Annotated in this window: 17 protein-coding genes; 6 read left to right on the top strand and 11 right to left on the bottom strand. The window is 35.6% G+C overall.

The window, feature by feature from the left end; genetic code table 11:
* The first annotated feature begins 132 nt into the window (after positions 1 to 132).
* Positions 133 to 1,908 carry a hypothetical protein gene (locus AC4PID_RS13320; RefSeq protein ID WP_492132499.1) on the top strand — a complete coding sequence of 592 codons (1,776 nt, stop codon included), beginning with the start codon at positions 133 to 135 and terminating at the stop codon, positions 1,906 to 1,908.
* Positions 1,909 to 2,498: 590 nt separating this feature from the next.
* Here the strand turns inward: AC4PID_RS13320 and AC4PID_RS13315 are convergent.
* From AC4PID_RS13315 to AC4PID_RS13305, 3 genes are read right to left on the bottom strand one after another with little or no spacing between them, the layout of a single operon-like run.
* Positions 2,499 to 3,560 carry a flavodoxin family protein gene (locus AC4PID_RS13315; protein ID WP_492132498.1) on the bottom strand — a complete coding sequence of 354 codons (1,062 nt, stop codon included), beginning with the start codon at positions 3,558 to 3,560 and terminating at the stop codon, positions 2,499 to 2,501.
* Positions 3,539 to 4,768 carry a lactate/malate family dehydrogenase gene (locus AC4PID_RS13310; protein WP_492132497.1) on the bottom strand — a complete coding sequence of 410 codons (1,230 nt, stop codon included), beginning with the start codon at positions 4,766 to 4,768 and terminating at the stop codon, positions 3,539 to 3,541. The genes AC4PID_RS13315 and AC4PID_RS13310 overlap by 22 nt, the downstream gene beginning before the upstream one ends.
* A gap of 5 nt (positions 4,769 to 4,773) precedes the next feature.
* Positions 4,774 to 9,672 carry a cytidyltransferase gene (locus AC4PID_RS13305; RefSeq protein ID WP_492132496.1) on the bottom strand — a complete coding sequence of 1,633 codons (4,899 nt, stop codon included), beginning with the start codon at positions 9,670 to 9,672 and terminating at the stop codon, positions 4,774 to 4,776.
* Between the two features lie 168 nt (positions 9,673 to 9,840).
* Here AC4PID_RS13305 and AC4PID_RS13300 point away from each other — a divergent pair, with 168 nt between their 5' ends.
* Positions 9,841 to 10,458, top strand: a complete 618-nt coding sequence (locus AC4PID_RS13300) for a hypothetical protein (protein WP_492132495.1) — start codon at positions 9,841 to 9,843, stop codon at positions 10,456 to 10,458.
* Here the strand turns inward: AC4PID_RS13300 and AC4PID_RS13295 are convergent.
* Positions 10,439 to 11,317 (bottom strand): YihY/virulence factor BrkB family protein, encoded by an 879-nt coding sequence (locus tag AC4PID_RS13295; protein WP_492132494.1) that lies wholly within the window; start codon positions 11,315 to 11,317, stop codon positions 10,439 to 10,441. The genes AC4PID_RS13300 and AC4PID_RS13295 overlap by 20 nt on opposite strands.
* 200 nt (positions 11,318 to 11,517) lie before the next feature.
* Between AC4PID_RS13295 and hflK the strand changes: the two genes are divergently transcribed.
* On the top strand, positions 11,518 to 12,456 hold the full coding sequence (hflK, locus tag AC4PID_RS13290) for an FtsH protease activity modulator HflK (protein WP_492132493.1): 939 nt from the start codon (positions 11,518 to 11,520) through the stop codon (positions 12,454 to 12,456).
* The gene (gene hflC, locus AC4PID_RS13285; protein WP_492132492.1) at positions 12,456 to 13,508 is read left to right on the top strand and encodes a protease modulator HflC; all 1,053 of its coding nucleotides are present in this window, start codon (positions 12,456 to 12,458) and stop codon (positions 13,506 to 13,508) included. The genes hflK and hflC overlap by 1 nt, the downstream gene beginning before the upstream one ends.
* 122 nt (positions 13,509 to 13,630) lie before the next feature.
* On the opposite strand, the gene aroF is transcribed toward hflC, so the two are convergent.
* On the bottom strand, positions 13,631 to 14,386 hold the full coding sequence (gene aroF / locus AC4PID_RS13280; RefSeq protein WP_492132491.1) for a 3-deoxy-7-phosphoheptulonate synthase: 756 nt from the start codon (positions 14,384 to 14,386) through the stop codon (positions 13,631 to 13,633).
* A gap of 20 nt (positions 14,387 to 14,406) precedes the next feature.
* The gene (locus AC4PID_RS13275) at positions 14,407 to 14,916 is read right to left on the bottom strand and encodes a DUF2179 domain-containing protein (protein WP_492132490.1); all 510 of its coding nucleotides are present in this window, start codon (positions 14,914 to 14,916) and stop codon (positions 14,407 to 14,409) included.
* Positions 14,917 to 15,045: 129 nt separating this feature from the next.
* Between AC4PID_RS13275 and AC4PID_RS13270 the strand changes: the two genes are divergently transcribed.
* Positions 15,046 to 15,681, top strand: a complete 636-nt coding sequence (locus AC4PID_RS13270; RefSeq protein WP_492132489.1) for an NUDIX hydrolase — start codon at positions 15,046 to 15,048, stop codon at positions 15,679 to 15,681.
* Between the two features lie 313 nt (positions 15,682 to 15,994).
* Positions 15,995 to 17,101 carry a PilZ domain-containing protein gene (locus tag AC4PID_RS13265; protein ID WP_492132488.1) on the top strand — a complete coding sequence of 369 codons (1,107 nt, stop codon included), beginning with the start codon at positions 15,995 to 15,997 and terminating at the stop codon, positions 17,099 to 17,101.
* A 196-nt stretch (positions 17,102 to 17,297) separates the two neighbouring features.
* On the opposite strand, the gene mnmL is transcribed toward AC4PID_RS13265, so the two are convergent.
* The 5 genes from mnmL to AC4PID_RS13240 all read right to left on the bottom strand — a co-directional run bounded on the left by mnmL (position 17,298) and on the right by AC4PID_RS13240 (position 23,579).
* Positions 17,298 to 18,221 (bottom strand): tRNA modification radical SAM protein MnmL/YtqA, encoded by a 924-nt coding sequence (gene mnmL / locus AC4PID_RS13260; protein WP_492132487.1) that lies wholly within the window; start codon positions 18,219 to 18,221, stop codon positions 17,298 to 17,300.
* A complete protein-coding gene (gene hydF / locus AC4PID_RS13255; protein WP_492132486.1) occupies positions 18,222 to 19,418 on the bottom strand; it encodes a [FeFe] hydrogenase H-cluster maturation GTPase HydF in 1,197 nt (398 codons plus the stop codon).
* A gap of 10 nt (positions 19,419 to 19,428) precedes the next feature.
* Positions 19,429 to 20,844: a [FeFe] hydrogenase H-cluster radical SAM maturase HydG gene (gene hydG / locus AC4PID_RS13250; RefSeq protein WP_492132485.1), complete on the bottom strand. Its 1,416-nt coding sequence runs from the start codon at positions 20,842 to 20,844 to the stop codon at positions 19,429 to 19,431.
* Between the two features lie 15 nt (positions 20,845 to 20,859).
* Positions 20,860 to 21,120 carry a TM1266 family iron-only hydrogenase system putative regulator gene (locus tag AC4PID_RS13245; RefSeq protein ID WP_492132484.1) on the bottom strand — a complete coding sequence of 87 codons (261 nt, stop codon included), beginning with the start codon at positions 21,118 to 21,120 and terminating at the stop codon, positions 20,860 to 20,862.
* A gap of 356 nt (positions 21,121 to 21,476) precedes the next feature.
* Positions 21,477 to 23,579, bottom strand: a complete 2,103-nt coding sequence (locus AC4PID_RS13240) for a sensor domain-containing diguanylate cyclase (protein WP_492132483.1) — start codon at positions 23,577 to 23,579, stop codon at positions 21,477 to 21,479.
* Between the last annotated feature and the right edge of the window lies 1 nt (position 23,580).

Raw genomic sequence — 23,580 nt, 5'->3', positions numbered from 1 at the left:
CAGTATATTGTAGAATAAATAAGTGGAAAAACAAGCATAATACCATATGTAGTGAATTTTTGAATAATTCCTTGTACATGAGTCCACCACTTATGATAAAATAAATCAAAGTTACCTGATAAGGAGGACTCAATGACACTAACTGATTTCAAATCTTGGAAACTTCTTTATGAAGATGAACAACTGTGTTTTTCAAGCGCAGTGACTATAATAGATCAAACACCCGTATTCCTAATTACCTTCTTTAATCCAGAAAACATCAGCAAGGCGACAAAACATTTAATCCAATCACACCTTCACAATTATGTAGGGTTAATTGATGACGAAGGAAAATTGCATCTCATTCTTCACCAACAATCAGGACGTGAGCTAAAAAAATTTATAAATAAAGCTAAAATTGATTATGACGACCGTATACAAGTTGTATATGAAATCTTAAAGATGATTGAAAAGTACGATGTCTTTAATAATGCTATTAAAATTCAACTCGTTGATGAAGATCAAATACTCATAACTGATGATGGTCTCGCATTTAGAGAATTAATCGATTATACTGCTTCAGATCTTTATTCAGACTTTGAATTATTTAAACAATTAGGAAAGACCATTGATTTTATTTTATATGATTCTGAGGGTTATCATAGTCAATTTATAGACAACCTAATACTCGGACATCACTCATATGGATCATTTAAATCGCTTAGAAAAGATTTCAAGGATGTATTTATATTTGAAAAACCTGAGGCGTTGGAGTCCATAAATGCTGAATACCATATCATTATCAACGATTTAGAAGCTGGGCCACCACTACCTTATAACCATATTGCACCTACTAGTACAAAAACAGAAATACCTGTTCCAGAAACAATGACACATGAAGATTTGCAAAGTGAACTTGCGAATTTGCTTAAAAATATGAGCGCTGGTGATTATGAAACCACTGCAGTTAGTGAAAGAGATCCAGTAACCGCACCAGATGGTATTGATTTTGAGGCAAGAATTGATGAATCAGTTCAAAACTTTAACGCTTCAAATCAAGATACTGACGAATCAAATCAAGATACTGACGAATCAAATCAAAATATTGATGAATCAATAGAAAATGTTGAAGTACCAATTCAAAATATCATAGAACAACCACAGGACGTAGAGGAAATCTCTCAAAACACAGGCGAATCAACGCAAAAGGACGAGGACACTAAACAGAATGACGGTGTACAAGCTCAAAGCATTGTAGAACAGGTTCCAGCTGTTGTCGAAGACGAAGGCGAAATTAATCTTTCTGAAACTATAATGCAAGAAGAAAACGCTACGAAATCCGAATTGGATTATTTAAACGATAAGCGTACAACCGATACGCAATCCTTTAAAGATTTGTTCAAAGATGAACTTAGTTTGCCTGAAACACTACCTAAAAGCAGTAAGCAAAGAGAGTTTGATGACGAAGAGGCTCTTGAGGATCGCTTGTTAGATGAGCTTTTTGAATCTCAAAATGATGATCTTGATAAGCCACCTTCAAAATTTAAAGTTATGTATGTAATAATACCAATCGTAATTCTAGTTGTAATTGGCTTAATCTATTTTGGAAGTACATTATTTTTTAAACATGAACCTATTGAAGCCAGTTTTGAAATTGAACCCCTTCATGATAATCGCGTTGCTTTCATGAATCAGTCTACGGGAGGAAAGGACATTGTCGCTTATGAATGGGAAATCTACTATGCAGGCTCATTAATTTCAACCTTTGACGATAAAAATTTATTCCCTGTCTTTGAATCTGATGGCACTTATACCATTCAATTAAGTGTACAAGGCAAAGATGGCGAATGGAGTGTTCCTTATACGGTAGACTACACTACAAAGGGCAGTAGCTCTTCAAGTATAACCGATCCGACTGAAGCACCATAAATAATTATTAGTCACCTCTTACAAAAACTAAAGTGAAGTATCTCAACATAAACTCATGAGATACTTCACTTTTTCGTTTCAAATATTTCTTCTAACACTTCTGGTGGACTCACCCTTTCTCTTGGACTAAAGTCCATCTGAACCAGTTCATTTAATCATACTTTTGAAGCTTATTTTGTAGCTAATTTCAAAACTAAATTTTTGAAGCTGTTTAAAACTAAACTTTCAAAACTCTTTATAACTAAATTTTGAAACTAAATAAAACTAATTTAAAGCTAATTAAAAACTAATTTTGAAGCTAATTTAAAAATTAAATTTGAATCGATCATATCTACCGATGACCCCGACCCACAATAATTTTCGAATCCTTAGCGACTCATAACTTGGTGTTGTTCATCAGTTGACATAATTTTGTTTCAACAAAACATTTACTTCTTTAAAACAATTATTTCCAAATTAATATTTTGGCGGACTCACTCCTTTGAATAAAGCTCTAGAATGGTTGGTATTCCTACTCTATACTAATTTTCACTGAACTGGTTTCTTAATATGATTATACCACAAATTAAAAAAAATAAAACCTTTTTTTACTATTTTGTCACAATTTTGTTTGTTAATTTATGCACAGAGTTTACATAATGACCAACTCTCGTATCTAAGTCCGACAAACTGAGTATATCACCGGGTTCATTGGCAATTGCCATAGCAGCAAATTGTGATGGCAGTCTAAAGCCTTTGTTGATACAAAGCGCACCGAGCAACTGCATCGCAACGGAATCATTTCCGGAATTTCCCGATACAACGATACTTAACAGATATTTTTCATAAAAATTCATCGATCGATACAATGCAGTTAAACGATTGATGACTGCCATGAGCTTTGCAGATATGGCATCATTGTAATTTGGACAAATCCACAGAACCATATCAGCCTGCTCGATTTTCGGATATAAGTCTTCTACAACAAAGCCACCATAAAAGCAAGCCTTCTCTTTTGCATAATACATGCAGGTCTCAAAACTACACCCATAACAATCAGAAATTTTCCCCTCTTCAACATGTAGTTCGTCGACTTGAATTAATTCAGGATTCAATTTTTCTTTTATTTTCTCCCAATACATTAATGTATTTGATGTATCTTTATGTCCTGCGTGTAGTACGAGCAGTTTAACCTTTTCACGTTTGATTATGCTGTAATTTCCCAATCTTGATATCAGTTTATAGACTTGTTCTCTCTCTACTACCTCAAGCGATTCGCCAGTTGCCTTCGACCAAGTTCTAAAATTTTGACCATCGACAATTCGCTCTACCAATGGATGTCCTATAAACTCACATCCTAACTGATTGAGATGAAACATAAATTTCTTTGCAAAGGATTTTGTGAAAAGCTCACTTTCAGACCTTATAACAAGTGCTGCAACCTGATTATCAAAAGGGAGCTCTCCGTCAGTGTTATATTGCGTTATCGCTTTTTTTAAATATTGATTAACTTGATCTGATTGACCTAGTTCATCAAGTTCAACGATATAAAGTATCCGCTTTTTAACCAAAGGGTCATCAACCATTACCACTTCATCAACGTATTTTTCAATCCAGTCAAAATCAATCGTAGGATTTAAGCTTTCAAACTTTATGACATCAATGTTTCCCATAGAGCCTCCAGCTTTTCATATGCCGTTTTAACACGATCGTACTCTTTTTCAGGCAATTGCATTTTCTCAAAATTTATACAATTATCTTTTCTTTTATTGAGTCCACCCCAATAAATGCCGTTTAAAAAATTTGCACTATAATGGTATTCGCCTGTTAGCATCTTAACCACTGAAATTGCACCTGATGAAAGAGCAGGTGCAATAAAAGGCTTAAAGCCTAGAGCTCTCATTTCAAGATTTGCAGTAACTACCTTCTCTGTCAATATCGTCGACTTATCCAATGCTGCTTTTTCAACATTTTCAACGATAACCAAATCTTTACCATGTGGTCCATACGCACGCCCTACTACTGGATACTGAAATTTCAAAAGATCACTATAATATTTTGCCCGAGCATCCATCACACCTAAACCAAACCCGACAACTTGCTCAGGTAACAAGCCCTTATGATCATAGATGCCTTCTTCATTTAAGTTAGAACTGTGATAGGCAGCTAGACAAAGTAGATCAACTGGATCTGACACCACACCAAAAATACCTTTAAACGATTTTTTCCTTGCTAGTTTAGCAAAATGGGCAACTAGCTTTGAATTTTCCTCATATTGTGCCATTCTTACGTCCGCAACCACTTCTCCAACTTTAGGTACATATTTCGAGGCGCAAAACAGGAAAACATCTGCATCAAATAATTCCGACTCATCTAGACCGACTACTTTTAATTCGGAATTTATAGCAACTTGGTTTAACTCAAATTCATATCGTTTGATTACATTAGGGTTGATATCATATAAACCCAACGTATGAATCACGTCACCACCCAAAAGCTTCAAGCCAGTTGCAAGCTGTCCACCTACATCACCCAAGGCAAGTAAATGCACCCTCTTTTTATTAAACGCATAACGACTTATTGACAGCGAGTCCAAAAACTGACAGAGTTCGATCTCAAGAGATGCCTCATTAAAATAATCAATGTTTATTGCAGGATAAAAACTTGAGTCAGTTGCATAAATGGCTTCTAAAGACTCACATAAATCCCCATCCAAGTCTTCAACTCGCATTTCTGTTAATCGCTTAGTCCTACCTTTCTCACCTCTAAAAACGATTATTTTATCGGCTTGTTTTTTTTCCATGCTCTCAATCCCAGTATCAAAAAAATCGAAAGCTTCATTTGATACAATTTCCCAGTTGTTATAAAAATATGTCTTCATAATCATCACCCTATATAGATTGTCTTCATTTTTTTCAATTGCTCTAAATCGTCTTTAATATACTCTGAAGGCTTGATGTTATCAGAATAAAAAATATGTCGTCCTTTATCAGGATATCTTGGTGTATTTAATACTTCCCCCAATCGATCAATCGTTAACAAACGATCATTAAGTCGCTCATATACCATTTCGACTGCACACATTATCTCAATTGCATTAGTCAAAGCCGTCTCAGATAAATTATAGATTGCCTCCTTAGTAGTATCAGCAACATAGGAAGCAGATGCATAAGGCAACACGAGATTGATTGAGTTGATTAGATTTCTCTCAGGTATGCCACCTCTCCAAACCGCATCTCCATCGATAAATGGATATAGCTTACTTTCATAAAACCAAACTTTAATTTTAGGGATAAAATATGCTGAATCTACATTAATATCCATAGATTCTGCAATTTCTTTCCCCTGGCCGGACATAATTGCCACAATAAATCGCTTGATCTCTACATCGTACTTTTTAAAATACGGTTCTAATGCTTTAACTCGATACCCCTTATTTAAAAGGTCATCAACTAAAATCACAGGTCGATTAAACGATTTTAACATTTTTATTTGATTCTCGATGTCTAAATAAAACGGATACTCTTTAATTTGATGTGTCATGAGATCTGGTGAAAAGTATTTTTCTGCATGTAGTGTTTTGGTTACAGTATTAGGAATCAACCATCTCTTAAAAACAGCACCAAATGGCACACACATTGCTTCGCCAACTGTTTTAGGAATAATTGGAACCGTTGGCATATTATTTTCTTCACAGACCTTTTTAATCAAGTTTTCATAGATCATCGCACGGTCAAAGCTCAAAACTAAATTACCTGGATATAGCTGTGTCATCGATAGCTGCAGCCTATGTCTCGCCTTTGCCATAGCACTCAGAATCTCAGGTGTGTTTCTATAGGGCTCTTTAAACATGGAGTGAATATCTAAATTTAAAGTACAAGGCGCAGACATGTTGACAACGTGTACCAATTCAGCAGTTTTTGCTGATGTCAAATTGATAAAACCCTGTATTTCTAATACATCATGAATTTCTTTTGTCGTTGTGCCTTTAAAAGCCTCTTTATAAATACAGTAAGTGTAATCCCTAGAAAGAGCATGCGCAATGGTTTCAGTTAGCATAATCTGTTCTGTATTTCTTATATCTGTATTTTTTCTTTTTATGATGCCGTCAATTACAAGAATTCTACCAATTGAATTGGTTCGGATGTATCTTATAATCATCTCATCATTAAACTCATGGTGAATCTCAGTGGCTCTCAGCCAATGGCTCACGCTTATAGCGACGATTTCTCCACTTTTTTCAAGACTTCGAAGCACATAGAGCTTAAAGCTAGGGTATTCTGAAACTTTAACCAAATTACCTATCATCTCGTCAGCATCTGATCCGAAAAGATCAGCAATTTCGTCTAATAAATAATCCTCTAATTGCTCAAGAACTTCTAAATAAATTGACTTGGTCGTCATCATACTTTTATACATAGGTTCACGTTGATACAAGCTCTTTTCATAGATATAATTCTGCGCAAGTGGCTCTATAAGTGTTGAAATATCGCGTTTTTCATCGATGTAATCTCTAATCAAAGTAGAACTTATATGTTCATAATCCTTCGGTAAAGAAAACTTCAAAGAATTTGGATGAAGATATTTTAGCTTCTCGTCCAGCTTCTGATGCATTTCCTCTTCTGCTTGATCATAAAACCTTTCATAGACAATATGTGGTATTTCATTGATAATACCTGGCGTTTGCCCCTTGTAAGCGGATGCATTCAATATGACATCTGAACCGACAACGATGTAGATTTCTGATTCTGGAAATAACTCTTTTAATCGTTTTAAATCTTTCTCATTTGCAATATTGATAGAGATATCCCTAGGGAATTGATAGATATCAATTTCACTAGCAATTGATTTCTTAATGATATTGCGTCGAATCAGATTGGGTTGTGTCCTTTTTGACCATGAGAACTCATCTACATAAAGTGTGACCTCGAAACCTAAATTCTTAATATCATTAGCAATTTGTTTATGTCCAAGTGTAAAAGGATCAAAAGCACCAGGAAAAAATGCAATTTTATTATTGGGCTTAAGCGGTATTGGCCCTATTTCATGTGTAAACTCTGAAATAAAGCTATAAATATACTTCAAGCAAGCCGTATTGTTATAAAAAATAAGTTCTTCACCCTCATCGGTGTTAATCATTAGTGACATTACTTTTTTAATGACCATTCGATAAAGGAACTCTTTTTTTCTGAGCGTCAGATTTTTGTCCGTTAGAATGTCCTTGGCAATCACTGAAAATGCAACTTGATTAACATAGCTTGAGCCATGAACGAAGCCGTTAAATAGCACACCAAACAATCTAAGGACTCTCTTATTATGATTTTCTAGTTCTTCCTTAAAGGCGTACTTGTAATCCGCATACTGTGCAATGGCATAGCCTACTGTCTTTTCAATAAGGGCAATGAGTTTTTCATTGTTTGTGCTCATTTTTTTCTCAAAGCTCTCGATAATTTCATCTAACTCTTTCGGCTTTACAGATAGTATGATTTTACCTAGATAAGGCGGAATATATTTAGTGAACTCGTAACTTTCCATTTCAAGTGCACGTAACAATTCCACTGCAATATCATTCTTTTGCTCATAGCTGAGATGTGGAATCAAATTTAAAAGCATTCGTCCAGCAGTATTTCTAACCGACTCTAGTGCACTTACTTTTAGCAAATTGCATAGATGCATTGCCATATAAAAACAGTTTTCATAATCGTATAAAAGCGTATTTCTCATTAAAAGCTCAATTTGGAAGCGCTTTGCAACATCAAGTGTCGCCGTTTTCAAATTACTAAGAAAGATGTTACTGGTATATTGTAAATCGTCTAGGCATATGGCTTTAAATTGCTCAATTACTTCTTCATCAAGTTTAAGCTGTTCAGCTAGCTTTAATCTCGCATAATTTTCTGCAGGGTCATTTAGAGTTGCAACATCTTCTAGAACTCTTGCAACCTTTGCTTGCTCTATAACCGTTTTGCTTGATAGCGGTAAGATGGAATAGATCAAATTATACGCTCTCAACCTAACCTTATATTCAGGACTGGTTAGGAGATTGGAGACAAAGTTCAAAACCGTATAGGTTTGTTCATGTGTGAATTCGGAAAAAGGTAAGATCCTTGCAGATTTAATTAAATAAAAACGAATCTGTTCGTGCTCACTGTATTCAGTAAAGAAATTCACAGTCACTTCAAAGCTCTTAATGCGCTTTTCTGTCCCTTTAAGATGCTTGAAATAAGCGTCTAGCATATCTCTCATACTGTAACTGATAAACTTCTTATGACGATCAATAATCTTGTTCTCAGGATTTAAGAACTTATCAATATAGATTTTTAGTAAACCAATCGTATCCAATACTTGCGCTTCTTGATCTGCACTTGGGGGTGTTTCTTTTCTTATTTCCTCATCATATGACGCAATTATCGTACCAATTAATTCTGCACATTGTTTGCGTATATCCTCTTCCGGTAATACTAATTTTTCGTATAAAAAACTCAGCATGATCTGTTTTTGCTTCTGAGTTAGATAATTATAGTATTCCTCCATAATAGCAATGTAACCTCTTAAGCTGGTTAAATCTCTACTATTTCGGACAGGTTCAAGCATTTTATTAAGAGAAGCCTCATCTCTAAGTCGATAAAGCAACTCAATGTTATGATCAATAGACGAAAAAATCACATTCTTCGAAATTTCCTCACCTTGCATCAGTGTGAAATATTTACGCACTGCGGTTGGCGTGTATTGAACGTTCAAATCATACGCTTCATTTGGTTCAGTTTTAATCCCCAAATCTTGTAGAAAGGCCTCAAAGTCTCTTAATTTTGCATATACTTTACGATAGCGATTTTCTTTTGCGGCGTCTACGTTATCAAGTTTTTCAAGGATTACATCAAATGAATCCTTTAGATTATAAAATCGCATTACTGATTTATTATTAACTTTTTCAGCTTTAACCCTAAAATCACTGTGTATTAAAATTAAGGATTCAATCGGTAAAGCATCTAGCTCTAGGTCCCATGTTGAATGGTTGATCGCAACATTACGAATATAGACAATTCCATGATTTTCAAACCATTCTCCTGTATAAAAATAGTGGTAATAAGCCACTCTTTTCATTTCGTCTGGTTTACATCCAAATTTACCTACATCGTGGCCAATTGCAGCACCTGAAACCCTACCTAGGTCAATTGGAAAGCCCGCTGCCTTCAGCTGTCTAGCGGTTTTCATCGCCAAGTGATTAACGCCACAAATATGATCTAATGTCGTGTAACCAATCACTTCTTGATTGAGTTTCATCATTTCATAGACATATAAATGCTGATAAGCCCTTTTAAATGCAAGGTACTCAGTTTTATCCTCTAAGGCATCAATTTCTTTATCTGTTAATAGCTCAAGTGGATACTGGCTCTGCCATGTATCATCCTTTGAATGCATTTGCCATTGAGCCACTATTTTTAATGTGCGCAAATAAACTTCTGCTACTTTATTTTTAGCCACAGTAAGCGTTGTTGTAATTGCATCTGGAAATGAAAAATGAAGTGCATACTGATAAAAGTAATTCAACCAAGCTTCTTGATCCATTTGAACAGAATTAGAATCAAAAAATGGTAAAAGCAACTCGAAAACAGCCTGACAGGAATATAAATTATTATCCATCATGCTTTTGAGTTGCTCCTTAAATCTTTCATCGCTGGTTAAATCTATAATCGCTTTACGTGTAATCCCAAAATTCTTAAGAAATGATCGATTGAGCAGTTCTTTCTCTAGTTCAACAGTAATTGCTTGAATACGATTGATCATCACAACACCTCTCGTAAATAGTCTTACTGATATTATAACATATCCAAGAGTTGTTGAAGCTTCTAATTAACACCTGCTTGTATCGATTTTATTACAAGAACTTTGCAAAACTAATAAATACTGAATTTATGCCGATATATGTATTAGAAAGAGAAAGGAGGGAGTACTATGGCTAATATTACGAAAAGTCCAGCAGTATCAAATTATAGCAAAGTTCCAGTAAGTAATGTTAAAAGTACACAAAAGTCACAACCCGTAACACATGTTTACGGAAAAGGTGAAGTGCATAATACTCCTGACCATCGATCTGGAAATGAACGCTTCATCATTGATTTGTTTTACTCTAATGCACACAACTTAAAAGCATCATTTATTCGACTTTCAGAGCACGATAGCAATGATCAAACAATGGAAAGCTATTACAAGCAACATGAAGAAGAAGTTATATCCGGCGCACTTGATTTAATCGAAGCCATTCACTTACTATTTGATAAGGCGCGTCAATGCGATCGAATGTATGGTACGCATTTCACATTTGTTGTAGAGAGTATTACAAACGATTTTGAAGAGCGTCTTGAAGCAATTGGATTGACACATACTAAATATCAGTTCAAGCTAAATCGAACCCTATTTTTCAAGACATTGTGCGATCAGCCTGATAAATTCAAATTTTTATTTAAATTACCTGATGGTTTTATGGAGTTACAATCAAGGGTCTATCTAAAAATTCAAAGCATTCTAGCAAGTGATCGAATTGAAGGGTCCATTATCGATCTTCGTGCTTAAGATTTAATGTAATTGCGTTAATTTCTGCACCAATTATGATAATCAACGCCATGAAATAAACCCATACCATAAATGCAACGATCGCTGATAGTGATCCATATACAATGGAATAATCCGTTAATTTGGTCACGATACTCGTAAATATATAATTTGTCGTTAATGAACCTATAACAGCAAAACCAGCACCTGGCAGAATTTCTGTCAGGTGTACTTTTTTGTTTGGTAAAAACAAATAGATTGAAAGAAAAACGAAAATAAAGCTGATGAAAAGTAGAAGATTTCTGAGTAAATGTGCAAGATCTAACCAATAATCATCAATACTGAATTTAATATAGGTGTTAATAAAATCAAAAATGCCTTGGAAAACAGAAGGTACAAGTAACGACAACACAATAATCAAAATAAACATCAGCGTATAAAACATTCCCATTAATTTAACCAAAATAAAATTACGAGTTTCACTTACGTCATAGGACATGTTAATAGATCTTTGAAGTGCACTGATCGCACGAGATGCAGAATAGAGCATCGTAATCCCGGAAATTGATAAAACCGTTAGCCCCTCAGTCATGATGGTTTGCCCAACAAAATCAGTAACCATTTTACTAATATTACTTGGAATAAACCTTTGAAGTATTTCTAAAGCGAAATCATAGTTAATGTTCAGCTTGGATACAATTGAAATGATAAATATCAACAAAGGAAAAAACGACAATACAAAGAAGTACGCCATTTGACCAGCAAATGCAGTAATATGATGCGCTTTATATCGCTCACCAATCCTTCTAATATAGTAACCTAGCATTCTTTCATTTGACTTAATTGACATTTGAATCCCCCATACCTGATCTTTAAACATAGTACTATTCTAACCGCTTCATGGCAGTTTGTTAAGCCTTCTCTTAAAGTATTACAGAGAAATCCTTAAAAAAGCGTTAAAAGAGCCTTAATTTAATTTGTGATGTAGCGCTTCAAAATTTGCCACATTTAATGGTTTATTAATTGTATTTTCTGTGACAAACTTATAAACTAGTAATATAACGAAACGAGGAGGAAACTATGAAAGCAAGAAAATTGTTTGTTCTGATTCCTTTAATCATTATCATAGCGTCTGTTTTTCTTAGCAGCTACTACACGCTTGACAATGCTGAAGAAGCAATCATTGAAAGATTTGGAAAGTTGTCTAGTGTAAATACTACCGCTGGTTTACACTTTAAAATTCCATTCATCGACAAAGTAATCATTTACAATACCAATGAAATTTACTCACTACAATACGGCTATCGACCACTCAGCGATCCGACGACTTCATCTGCAGCAACTTATCAGGATGTTGGTAGTGAGCAAATCGTATTGACTAAGGGCTCCTATTTAATCAATATCGGTGCGGTTATTCAGTACAAAATCACAGATGTCGCAGCTTATCACTACAACGTTGACGATCAAGAAGGTACCATCCGACTTGCATTTGAAAGTGTATTAAGAAGCAATATCCAAAATCAAATTTTAGATGAAGCACTGGTTAACAAGGACAGTATCGCAAAAGAAATCTTACCTGACTTAAAAAGAAAACTGGCTACTTATAACGTCGGTATTTTAGTAAATGAAGTCAAGTTAACCGATGTTTTACTTCCAGAAGACGTTCAATACGCTTACGATGACGTGAACATCGCTTCAAATGAAAAAGATTCTTATAAGAGTCAAGCGGATAAGTATTCAAACGAAATGCTGCCAAAAGCGCGTGCTGAAGCTTATCAAATGATTCAAGAAGCAGAATCATACAAAGCTGAAAAGGTGGCTCAAGCCAAAGGTGATGTTACTAACTTTAACCAAGTTTATGATAAATATGTGGTTTCTAAGGACATCACAAAAACGAGACTCTATATCGAAACAATGGAGAAAATTTTAGGAACAGCTAAAAACAAATACATTATTGACTTTGATAACGATAATGTTCTTAAGTTTTTACCACTCCAACCAACAGGAGGTACACAATAATGAATATTAATCAAGGTGAACATAAACAAGAATCTCAAGAAACCGTTAGAGATGAGTTTTCGCAAGCTAGAGATAAATTCAAAGATGTGAAATCTCAAGCTAAGAAAAGTGTTGCTACAGTGGTTGGTTTTATTATAATTATTGCCGCCATCGTCGTTTTAACCAACTGCTTCTATATCGTTAGAGAAGATGAAGTGGCTACCGTAAGAGAACTTGGAGAAATTAAAGCCATCGTTGTAGATGCAGATAACAAGGATGCACAGTTACAGAATGACCTTGACCCAAGATTTAAAGACGTCAAAATAGTAACTTCTAAAGGCTTAAAGTTCAAAGTGCCATTTATTACAACAGTCGACAAAGATACAAGCAAGCTTTTAACTTATATTTCAAACACTGCTAAAATTAATACTAAGGACAAAATCAAATATGAAATAAACATGTTTGCACAATGGGAGATTACTCACCCAGGGATCTTTAGATCTTCACTTGGAACTGTCACTGGCGCTAACACAAAAATTGACGAAATCACTTATGCCGTTATCATTGATAGAATCAATCGTTTGAGCAGCTTAGACTTCTTAAACAACAAAGAGGCATTACAAACTGTGCTTCAAGAAGCGATGGTTGAGCTTAATAACAATCTTGCTACCCAAGGCATTCAGCTAACTGATATCGATGTCTATCGCACCATTGTTCCTGCATCAAATATCGATTCTACTTATAAGAAAATGGTAGCAGAACGTGAAGCGATCGCTCAACAAATTAGATCAGAAGGACTTGAACTCTATCAAAACACAGTAGCAGATACAGATAGAAACGTGGCACAAATTAAAGCAAGTGCCATTGAAGAGTCTGAAAAAATTCGCGGTGAGGCGGATGCAACTGCACTTGAAATCTACGCAAGTGGCTTTAGTAAGGATCCTGATTTCTATGAATTTTGGCGTACACTTAAGTCTTATGAAAACACAATTGATGAAGATACCATTATGTATATCGATAAAAATAATCAATATTTAAAATTCTTCTCAAATGGCGCAAACAGCATTAACTAATTAAGTTGTCTAAATCAGAAAGTCCTTATTACAAAAAATTTAAAGGAGAACCTTAAAATCTATTCATTAGATTTACAGGTTCTCCTTTTTTAAACGGTTGCATTCCAAATCATGTTTACTGCTTATAGCTGCGTAGCACAAACGATACGACTCAAGGTCTCAATATCAATCGTTTGGTCTTTATCTGATATAGATAAATCAGGTGAAATATGTGATTCAATCAGCAAGCCATTTGTGCCACAAGCAAGAGCTGCTTTTGACATAATCTCAACCAATTCTCGTTTTCCAGTACCATGACTAGGATCGACGATAATTGGAAGTCCAGTTTCCTTTTGAATAATTGGAACTACAGTTAAGTCTAATGTATTTCTTGTATAGGTTTCAAAGGTTCTAATTCCCCGCTCACAAAAAATCACATTTTCATTACCACCTTTGAGAATATGCTCTGCTGCTAATATCCATTCTTTTACGGTAGCACTAAAGCCACGTTTTAAAAGGATCGGTTTTTGAGTCTCTCCCACCGCTTTTAATAAACTGTAATTGTACATATTTCTAGATCCGATTTGGATCACATCCACATCGTCAACAAATCTAGAGAGATGCTTTTCATCCATGAGTTCAGTAACAATAGGTAACTGATACAATCGTTTCGCCTCAAGCATGAACTCTAGTCCCTCTAAACCCAAGCCTTGAAAATCATGCGGGTTTGTTCTAGGTTTAAAAATGCCACCTCTGAGCATGTGCGCGCCAGCTTCTTTGACAGCCTTGGCGATCTCAAGAATGCTCTCATGAGATTCCACAGAACAGGGTCCAGCGATAATAATTGGGGAGTCGCCTCCAATTGTATACGAATCAACTTTTATTTCTTTTACTTTCATTTCATTTCCTCATAACCACTTTATTTTCTGAGCATACCGTATCCACCATAAAGTGATTTTTTATCTGATACTGTAATTACTGCATTTTCTTGAATCGATTTTATAAAGTTGGCACATTCTTTTATTTTTTTACGTTGCACATACATAAGTAACACATATCTTGGATGATTTTTTCCTTCACCCCTTAAAACCGTAACCGCATAGCCTTGATCTCGTAGATTAGAGACCACTGCTGCACCATGTTCTTCCTTTAAAATAACTTGAATTTCAGCAAGTCCAATTCCGATTTTTTCCTCCACCCAGCTACCAATATAGTTGCCAAGTGAAAAACCTAAGGCATATGCTACAATCTTCAATGGATTCTCCATGATGTTGTCGAGCACAGTACTGACCAGTATAACCCAAAGTGAAACTTCAAAGAATGCTATAACGGCTCCAATTTTCCGTTCTCCTTTTGTGATTAAAACCATTCGAACGGTTGCCATAGAAACTTCTATTACTTTTGCGAATACTATAAATAAATAAATCATCGGCAACTCCTTTTCTATTACTTATCCCCTTTGAGTTTGGGTATGTATATAGTATGATAGTAGTAGGATATCTTGTGCATAAACATTATACCTTATTTTATTTAAAATTAGAAGTTACAAGGGGTTAAAATGATTGATAGTCTTATCGATGTAATAAAAGCATATAAACCAAATACTTCGGGTGTTAAAAGACAGTCCTCAGTACTAATTCCACTTATTGAAAAAAACGGATGTTGGGAACTTCTCTTTGAGAAAAGAGCATTAACCTTAAAATCTCAACCAGGTGAAATCTGTTTTCCAGGTGGTGCTATAGAGGATGTGGAGCATTCTAGAGAAGCCGCAATACGAGAAACCTGTGAGGAACTCAATATCAACATGAATGAGGTAGAAATCGTTGGACAGATTGACTCTGTTATGACCAGTTTTGACATGATCATCCATTGTTATGTCGGTATCATCAAGCGCCCTTTTGATCAGATTAAGTATGCGACTGACGAGGTTGATCATATCTTTACCGTCCCACTTTCATACTTCGTTGAAAATCCACCCAAAACATACTTTATTAACTCCGTTTTTAACTTGTCCGAGGATTTTCCGTATCAGAGTATCCCCGATGGTAAAAACTATAATTTTAAAACAGCGCGCTATCCAGTAGTTTTTTATGATTACGATGCATATAGCATATGGGGGTTAACTGCCAGAATGACCGAACAGTTTATCGACATGCTCGATCAAGAAGAAATTAAATCCTTTAAGTGTGAGTAAATGCTTAGCTCTAAACATACTAAATGGACTCTCACAAACATATGAAAGTCCATTTAACGGGATTCGGCACGTTGATGTAAAACATATTCAATTGTATCGGTAAATTCTGTAATTATAAGCATTCCTCCTAAATTAAAAAGTAAAAACTCAAGTTAAAAAGTTACACATGGGAAATACTCATTTAAAAACTTTAGGACCACTGTCCTTTATGACGTCCCGACGTTCCCTATCTCAACAACCTTTCGGTTTGTTATATTGACTTAATACCCAATATAGTGTGAAAATAAACAATAAATTCTGTTGGAGGTATCCTATGGATCTAACAAAATATCTACTACCTTCTCACTCAATTGAAATATCAATAACCTCTCGTGACGAGCAAAACAAGGCATTTGTCATCAGTTTTAAAACCGTTATAGAACGGGGAATAATAGGAAATCAATTTCGAATTATCGCACCAATTTATCACGGGAAAATTTACAATTTTCACATTGGTGACCATCTTAACGTCGTTTTTACAGCGCCAGAACAAGAAGGTAAAGATTTGTTTGAAATTGATACCGTAGTAAAGGATCGCCACTTTGAAAATGGCATTTCATCATTGACACTTATGATTAATAGTGAACCTGTAAAAGTTCAAAGAAGGCAAGCCTTCAGAGTTAACGTCTTTAACAATTACGATTTTAAATATCGCGGATTAGATTACCAATTGGTATCTAAAGATCTAAGCTCGACAGGCATGCTTGCCTTATCAACCATACAACTTCCATCAAATACAACGTTTGATATCGAATTCGATGCCAACCTCAAATCAAGAGATGCATTGGATTATGACTATCAAGAAGACAAGATCTTTACAATTAGATGTAAAGTATTGGATTCCATGCCTCAAGTCGAAATTAGGCGATACCTAAATAGAATTCAATTTGTAGGATTAAAAGAAAGCCAGTCACAGCTGATTACTCAGTATCTTTACTCAAAACAATCTGAGATTATTCATTCTAATCCTGAAAATAGTCAAAAAATCTCAAGTTACTTTGAACACGAATTAGATGACGTTGCAGATACAAGCTCAAAGGAATACAAAAGGCTTCAAATTTTAGGCTTACTCAGCACGTTAACATTATTCTTCGGCATGATCACATTAATGGTTTCAAGACCCATCAAGAAATACGTATTGGATTATTTTTTCAATTTCTATCGCCCTCAATTTTGGCGAAAAGAATATCTTCTAGCAACCTTAGTGCTATCGGTTATAACCATAATAATTGACCTAATTGGTTTAGGACTTAACATCTCAGAGTTAAGAAAACGAAATACGACCATCCACTGGCCATTGATACTAACGATGATGATTGCGCTTGCTATGATTATTTTCGTGGTGGTGATAACGACCATAAATGAGTTGACTTTACTCTAATTCATAAATTTAATGATGACCTTTTTTCATCACAAGTAATATAATAAAAATCTTCAGGCATCGAGCCTTCAGATTTTACCACAAGCGAGATTGTGGCTTAATAAAAATCTTCAGGCATCGAGCCTTCAGATTTTACCATAAGCAAGATTGCGGCTTAATCAAAGCCCCCTAAATCAGCTGATTTAAGGGGCTTATTTTATCTAACTCTATTACAGCCTTGAACGATGTTATGTTCTGCTAAATACTTTTGAATACCATTTAAAACATGTCGCTTATTAAAGGTCCATGCCGGTGCAAGTACTTCAGATTTTTTTCCATCACCGGTCATACGGTGAATCACAATCTCCGGATCCAATCGTCCAATCCCTTCACATACCCACTTTATATAAGAAGCTTCATCTAGCAATTCAAAAGGTTTTACCTCGTAGATTTGTGCAAGAGCGGTGTTCTTAACAATGTGCAGCATATGAATCTTAACACCAAAGGGTTTTAACTGTGAGATAAAATCTACAGAAGCCATGAAATCTTCAAAAGTTTCACCAGGCAAGCCAGCAATCAAATGAAGAACGACAGGTATTCCTGCTTCTTGTAGCAGTTTTGTGCTTCTTACTACGTCCTCAAGTCCATAATGACGGTTCAACCATTTGTTCTGATCATCATGAATACTCTGCAATCCCAATTCCACCCATAAGACTTTGCTGGACTGGAACAACTCTATATGTGAAGCCTCAATGCAATCCGGTCGAGTAGCTATAGCGAGTCCTTCTACCCCTTCACAAGTTAACGCACTTTTATAAAGCTGTTCGAGCTCGTTTATAGGTTTATAGGTGTTAGAATAATTTTGAAAATAAGCGATATAGCCTACGTTGGACCACTTATCTGACAAGAGTTCCTTTTGAGAATCAATTTGAGACTGAATCTCTCCATTCGTCTGTTTGACACCACAACTGATCTCGCCGGCAAAATCACCCGAACCTTCAAGCGAACAAAAGACGCAACCCTTTGTAGAAAGGGTTCCGTCTCTATTTGGGCATGTAAAACCACCATCGATTGATAGTTTTACAAGCTTACGTCCATACTTTAATTTTAAATAATCACTAAGTCCATAATAACGACTCATTTAAATCCTGCCTCTTAATATCTCTATACTTCTATCAAGTATGCCTGAAAAATAAGCAAGCGTCAATCCGTAATTGGTCATTGGAACCTCAGCAGTTTCTGCTATGTCAATTCTAGTCAACATGGTTTTTCGATTTACCATACATGCCCCACAATGGATCACCGCTTTGTATTGACTTAAATCCTGTGGAAAATCATGTCCCATGGCGAACTCGATTTGAATGTCAGCATCTACTTTAGTGTGTAGTAATTTGGGTATTTTTACTCTACCAATATCTTCATGAGAATGGTTGTGCGTACAGTTTTCAGAGATCAATACCTTATCACCTGCTTTTAGGGTTTTAAGTGCTTCAATCCCATTTAAAAGTTTATTAATGTCACCTTTTTGTCTTGAAAACAAAATTGAAAAGCCGGTGAGTGGAATATCTTTTGGTACGATTTGACTCACTGCAGCAAACGCCTGTGAGTCAGTTATGACCAAATCAACCTTATTGAGTTCTTCTAGCGTTTCAGCAAGTTCTGTATCTCTTACAACATGACACTTTATTCCGTGGTCCAAACAATCTCTAATAATTTGAACTTGAGGTAAAATAATCCTACCTTTTGGTGCTTCAGAGTCAATCGGAACTACCAATACGACCGTACTGCCATAAGGAAGCAAATCGCCCACTAATGGCGCTTCCTCACCAATCGATTTTAACTGCTTCATCATTTCATCGTTAAGACGATGAACCTCTTCGAGATTAGAAGTCGTTATAAGCTCGTATGGTCGATTTAGAGCGTCTATTTTAATCTGATCTTCACTTTTTAATAAATCCTTCTTATTGACAACTAACATATGTGGAATATTAAATCGTTTAAAGACATCCGTCATATGCAAATAGCCTTCTATATCTGGATTTGAGCCATCCATAACGTAGATACCAAAATCCGTTCTATTCAACATCTGTTTCGTTTTTTCTACTCTCAAAGAGCCCAAGATACCTTCATCATCAAGTCCAGCTGTATCTATAAAAACAACCGGACCAAATGGAATTAATTCCATTGCTTTAATAACTGGGTCTGTCGTCGTACCTTCGAAAGTCGATACGACTGCAATATCCTGCCCAATAATCGCATTAAAGAGAGAAGATTTACCTGCATTACGATTGCCGTATATACCTATGTGAACCCGATTTGCATTTGGTGTTTTATTCATATGACCTCACTTATAAAAATATATCTCTTTTACCACTGTTTAGGTCTTCAATGCCCTTGATAACAGTTGCCTTCGTATTTTCGTCTTTGACACGTTCAATTTCTTTTTCAATAAATGCGTCAACTTGTTTGTTAAATGCTTCGTCGCCAAAATCAAGTGCGTATTCCTTAAGTGTCATTAATGCATTTGGCTGACAAACATGTTGAATTTGGCCTGATTTAGCGAGCTTCATAAAACGATCGCCAGTTCTTCCCATTCTATAGCATGATGTACAGTAGCTTGGAATAAACCCATCTTCGATCAGCCCTGAGATAACTTCCATAGGAGAACGTTCATCTGAAACTTTAAATTGAGCCACTTCTTGAGGACCTTCTTCACTTTCCTTATAGCCACCAACACCCGTACATGAGCCAGCACTTAGCTGTGAAACACCGTAATGGATTAGTTCTTTACGCATTTCCTGAGACTCTCTAGTAGATAGAATTAGACCTGTAAATGGCACTGCAATTCTTAAAATCGCTACTATTTTTTTGAAGGTTTCATCATCGATCGTATATCCGAATTGATCTAGCTCCATGCCTTCAGCTTTCTTAATTCTAGGTACTGAAATGGTATGGAAACCGACGCCATAATTATCTTCGAGGTGTTTGTTATGAAGCATGAGTGCCAACACTTCAAAACGATGGTCATACAGACCAAATAATACACCAGCTCCAACATCATCCACACCACCTTGCTGCGCTCTATCAAAGGCAGTTAAATGATACTCATAATTACCCTTTAATGATTTTGGATGCATCTCGAGATAGGTTGGCTTATGATAGGTTTCTTGGAACAATATATAGGTGCCAATTTCAGCTTCTTTTAATTTTTTATAGTTTTCAATCGTCGTCGAAGCAATGTTGACATTGACACGACGAATATTGCTTTTTTCGCTTGCTTCATCGTAGATGATGCGAAGCGTATCCACAATATAGTCAATGGTGCAGTTTACTGGATCTTCTCCTGCTTCTAATGCCAAACGTTTGTGTCCCATTCTTTCAAGAATTCTAACTTCTTCTCTAATTTCAGCTTCAGTTAGTTTTCTTCTACCAAATTGATTTTCTCTTTTGTAGCCACAGTAAACACAGTTATTTACACAGTAGTTGCTTACGTAGAGTGGTGCAAATAAAACGACGCGATTGCCATAGATCGATTGCTTAATTGCAGCAGCAATGTCATAAATTTTCTTCATTTGACTTGGTGTGTGCGCTTGTAATAAAGTCGCTATTTCCTCAAGATCCAAGCCATTTTTAAACTTTGCTTTCTCAATAACTGCATCAATTGCCTCATCTGTAACATTTTTAGTCTTTTCTAAGATTGATTCAATTAACTGATGATCGATATAAGATGCTTCCATGTAATTGTCATCGCCGTACTTAGCCATACTCTACCTCCAAGTTTACTCTTCGATTGTCTTTTTAGATATCGAGGTCTTTACTGAAATGTGTTTTAAGTTACCTAACTTACCTGTAAAACTATTGATTTCATCCACAGTTGCTAAAATAATAATCGTGACAACTGAGATGCCATACTGATCAAACGGAATCCCCGTTCTCCCTCTAACAATGCCTCTAAATTCTGCTATGATTTCATTAAACCTTTGTTGAACTTCTTGAGGTTCTTCTAAAATCGCACTTACCACTGCAATTTTCTTCTCCATAACGCCTCCGAAATAGCATTCGTATAGTATTAATTTTATAAAAATCTTCAGGCATAAAGCCTTCAGATTTTACCACAAGCGAGATTGTGGCTTAATAAAAATCTTCGGACATCGAGTCCTCAGATTTTACATCAATTTCTTTGCTGCTTAATTAAAAAGCCTTCTCAAAGGAGAAGGCTAAAGTCGCAAAATAATCTCAACACTGAGATTCACTATAGCTCCTGCCTTTCGCTTCAGATTTCTCTTATTCGTTAGGTGGAATATAAAACATCACAACCTTAAGGCAAACCTCAAAGCTATGAACTTGTTAATAGTTTATCAAACAATACGCATTTTGTCAAGAATTAAACAAAGATTTAAAATTTCATGCTTCTCGCTTGATTTCTACCTTTTCTTTTTGAAATATATAGGGATATATCAGCACTTCTGAGTAAATCATCTTCATTGAGTGCTTCTTTGTTCATTTCAAAATACGCGAGGCCAATACTAACAGATACTTTTTCGTTGATCCCTTTTTCGATATGTGGCATATCAGTATCTGAAACTGTTTTTAATATCTCTTGGGCAATCGCTGCAACTTCATCTTCATTGCTGTCTAAAAATACAACCATAAACTCATCGCCACCATATCGGTAGATAAAGGATGTCGATTGTTCACAGGTATCTTTTAATACCTGTGCTATGGTTTTGATAACCTTGTCACCTTCCAAATGCCCATAGAAGTCATTGTACTCTTTGAAAAAGTCAATATCACACATCAAAGTAGATAGACTTCTATTCTCACTGTTGAAAGCTTCTAAGATAATACCGACATCTTCGTTTAATGCGTATCGATTGAGAAGTCCACTGAGTCCATCGCGCTTTGAAATGGTTTTTAATCGATCATTAAGCTCTTTCATTTGAGCCGTTTTAAGCGCATTGGCGATGGCTATAGCAATATAAGAGCTTAAAGCGCGCATCATTTCAATCTGAGCATGATCATAACCATTGATCGTATATCTTTGAAGCGAAAACACACCAATGACTTTCTCGTCTACTATAAGTGGAGAATAGTATATGGTCTCATAAGGCACATTGATGTCTTGGAAATTTTTATATAATGGCTCAAAATCATCTAGAACCAGATGACTTAAATAGCCAGTATAGTACTCCGTTCGATGGCGAATAACCCATGTCCCCATACTGCTCTTATTGGAAAGAGGGACATCATAGCTTTCTTTTATTTCTCCATTTTCATAGGTCATTCTGCTGTATAATAGCTCTTTGTCTTCATCGTAGAGTCCTAATACCAAAGCATCAAACTCAACAAAACTCGCCATCTTTGTAATAATCAGTTTTACCAAAGTATCGTAATCAAGCTCTTTTGCTAAGTCCTTTGCCACTTCATTAATAAAACTCATATTTTCCATTAAGCGCTCAGAATCTCTTTTAAGCTGATCTTGTAGATCTGCATCAATTTTTCCTTCTAACTGATATAGGCTCATTTCGTAAAGGTTATTGAGCAATAACTCATCAAGTGAAATAAGACGTTTGTAGTTCTCTAAAAGATTCTCTCGATAAGCAATTTTATCGGTTAACTGATGGATGAAAAGACGCGCTTCACGCTCGGCATCAAAGTCGCCTATTTCTTCAGAGGATACAGCGAGTTCAGTTGCAATTTCATATGCTTTTTCTACCTCACCGATTGCATCGTAGATTCTACCATTCATCATTTGGCATTCTCTAATGCCTATGGCATCATCGACTGTTTCAAATATTGCCCATGCTTCATCCGAAGATTTAAGAGCTGCCTCATACGCCTCTTGTAAATACAGATAGCGACTTGAGTTAATTAAAAATAATGCATTGTATTCAGACACATCTGATTTATGGATCAATAGTTCACCCATAGTTTCTAGCTGCTGCCTGACCATTTCAACATTTCTTTTTGCAAAATAATGGTTGATTATATTGTGTGTAATCATTATCGCTAGCTTATAGTTATGTTCGCTTTTTGCAGCAGTTTGTGCTGAAATATAATACTTTACTGCTTGTTCTCCCATATTAAAAGCTTCATACAAAGTGGCAATATTATTTAAAATTGCAGCGATAGAACCTTTCATATCAAGGTGTTGAGCAATTCTCAAGGATTGGTGATAAAAATCAAGTGCGATTCCATATCGACCGTAATAGCTTTGTATGTTACCAAGAAGATTACATACACGTCTTTGAACATTGTCGAGGTGATGCTTTTTAGAAAGCTCAAATGCTTGGTTTGCATTCTGAAGAGCAAGTTCTACATCACCATTACTCAGTTGAAAATTAGCTAAATTTACTAGAGACCTCGCTATCGTATTTGGCTCGTTTGTATCAGAACTATATCTGTAAATATCATCGATTAGCTTTTTTCGTTCTATACTTGTCATTGTTTCATCATTTTCATACCGATCATTTAACTGATTGATTAAGCTTATCTCCATT

It is taken from the genome of Fusibacter sp. QWL-12, assembly GCF_058683495.1.
Note: the sequence above shows the minus strand (reverse complement) of the source record. Positions and strands in the feature narration are given on the sequence as shown.

What these genes read in the sequence shown, in the direction of transcription:
- AC4PID_RS13320 (WP_492132499.1), top strand. Translation starts at nt 133, where the DNA reads ATGACACTAACTGATTTCAAATCTTGGAAACTTCTTTATGAAGATGAA.
- AC4PID_RS13315 (WP_492132498.1), bottom strand. Translation starts at nt 3,560, where the DNA reads ATGGGAAACATTGATGTCATAAAGTTTGAAAGCTTAAATCCTACGATT.
- AC4PID_RS13310 (WP_492132497.1), bottom strand. Translation starts at nt 4,768, where the DNA reads ATGAAGACATATTTTTATAACAACTGGGAAATTGTATCAAATGAAGCT.
- AC4PID_RS13305 (WP_492132496.1), bottom strand. Translation starts at nt 9,672, where the DNA reads ATGATCAATCGTATTCAAGCAATTACTGTTGAACTAGAGAAAGAACTG.
- AC4PID_RS13300 (WP_492132495.1), top strand. Translation starts at nt 9,841, where the DNA reads ATGGCTAATATTACGAAAAGTCCAGCAGTATCAAATTATAGCAAAGTT.
- AC4PID_RS13295 (WP_492132494.1), bottom strand. Translation starts at nt 11,317, where the DNA reads ATGTTTAAAGATCAGGTATGGGGGATTCAAATGTCAATTAAGTCAAAT.
- hflK (WP_492132493.1), top strand. Translation starts at nt 11,518, where the DNA reads ATGAAAGCAAGAAAATTGTTTGTTCTGATTCCTTTAATCATTATCATA.
- hflC (WP_492132492.1), top strand. Translation starts at nt 12,456, where the DNA reads ATGAATATTAATCAAGGTGAACATAAACAAGAATCTCAAGAAACCGTT.
- aroF (WP_492132491.1), bottom strand. Translation starts at nt 14,386, where the DNA reads ATGAAAGTAAAAGAAATAAAAGTTGATTCGTATACAATTGGAGGCGAC.
- AC4PID_RS13275 (WP_492132490.1), bottom strand. Translation starts at nt 14,916, where the DNA reads ATGATTTATTTATTTATAGTATTCGCAAAAGTAATAGAAGTTTCTATG.
- AC4PID_RS13270 (WP_492132489.1), top strand. Translation starts at nt 15,046, where the DNA reads ATGATTGATAGTCTTATCGATGTAATAAAAGCATATAAACCAAATACT.
- AC4PID_RS13265 (WP_492132488.1), top strand. Translation starts at nt 15,995, where the DNA reads ATGGATCTAACAAAATATCTACTACCTTCTCACTCAATTGAAATATCA.
- mnmL (WP_492132487.1), bottom strand. Translation starts at nt 18,221, where the DNA reads ATGAGTCGTTATTATGGACTTAGTGATTATTTAAAATTAAAGTATGGA.
- hydF (WP_492132486.1), bottom strand. Translation starts at nt 19,418, where the DNA reads ATGAATAAAACACCAAATGCAAATCGGGTTCACATAGGTATATACGGC.
- hydG (WP_492132485.1), bottom strand. Translation starts at nt 20,844, where the DNA reads ATGGCTAAGTACGGCGATGACAATTACATGGAAGCATCTTATATCGAT.
- AC4PID_RS13245 (WP_492132484.1), bottom strand. Translation starts at nt 21,120, where the DNA reads ATGGAGAAGAAAATTGCAGTGGTAAGTGCGATTTTAGAAGAACCTCAA.
- AC4PID_RS13240 (WP_492132483.1), bottom strand. Translation starts at nt 23,579, where the DNA reads ATGGAGATAAGCTTAATCAATCAGTTAAATGATCGGTATGAAAATGAT.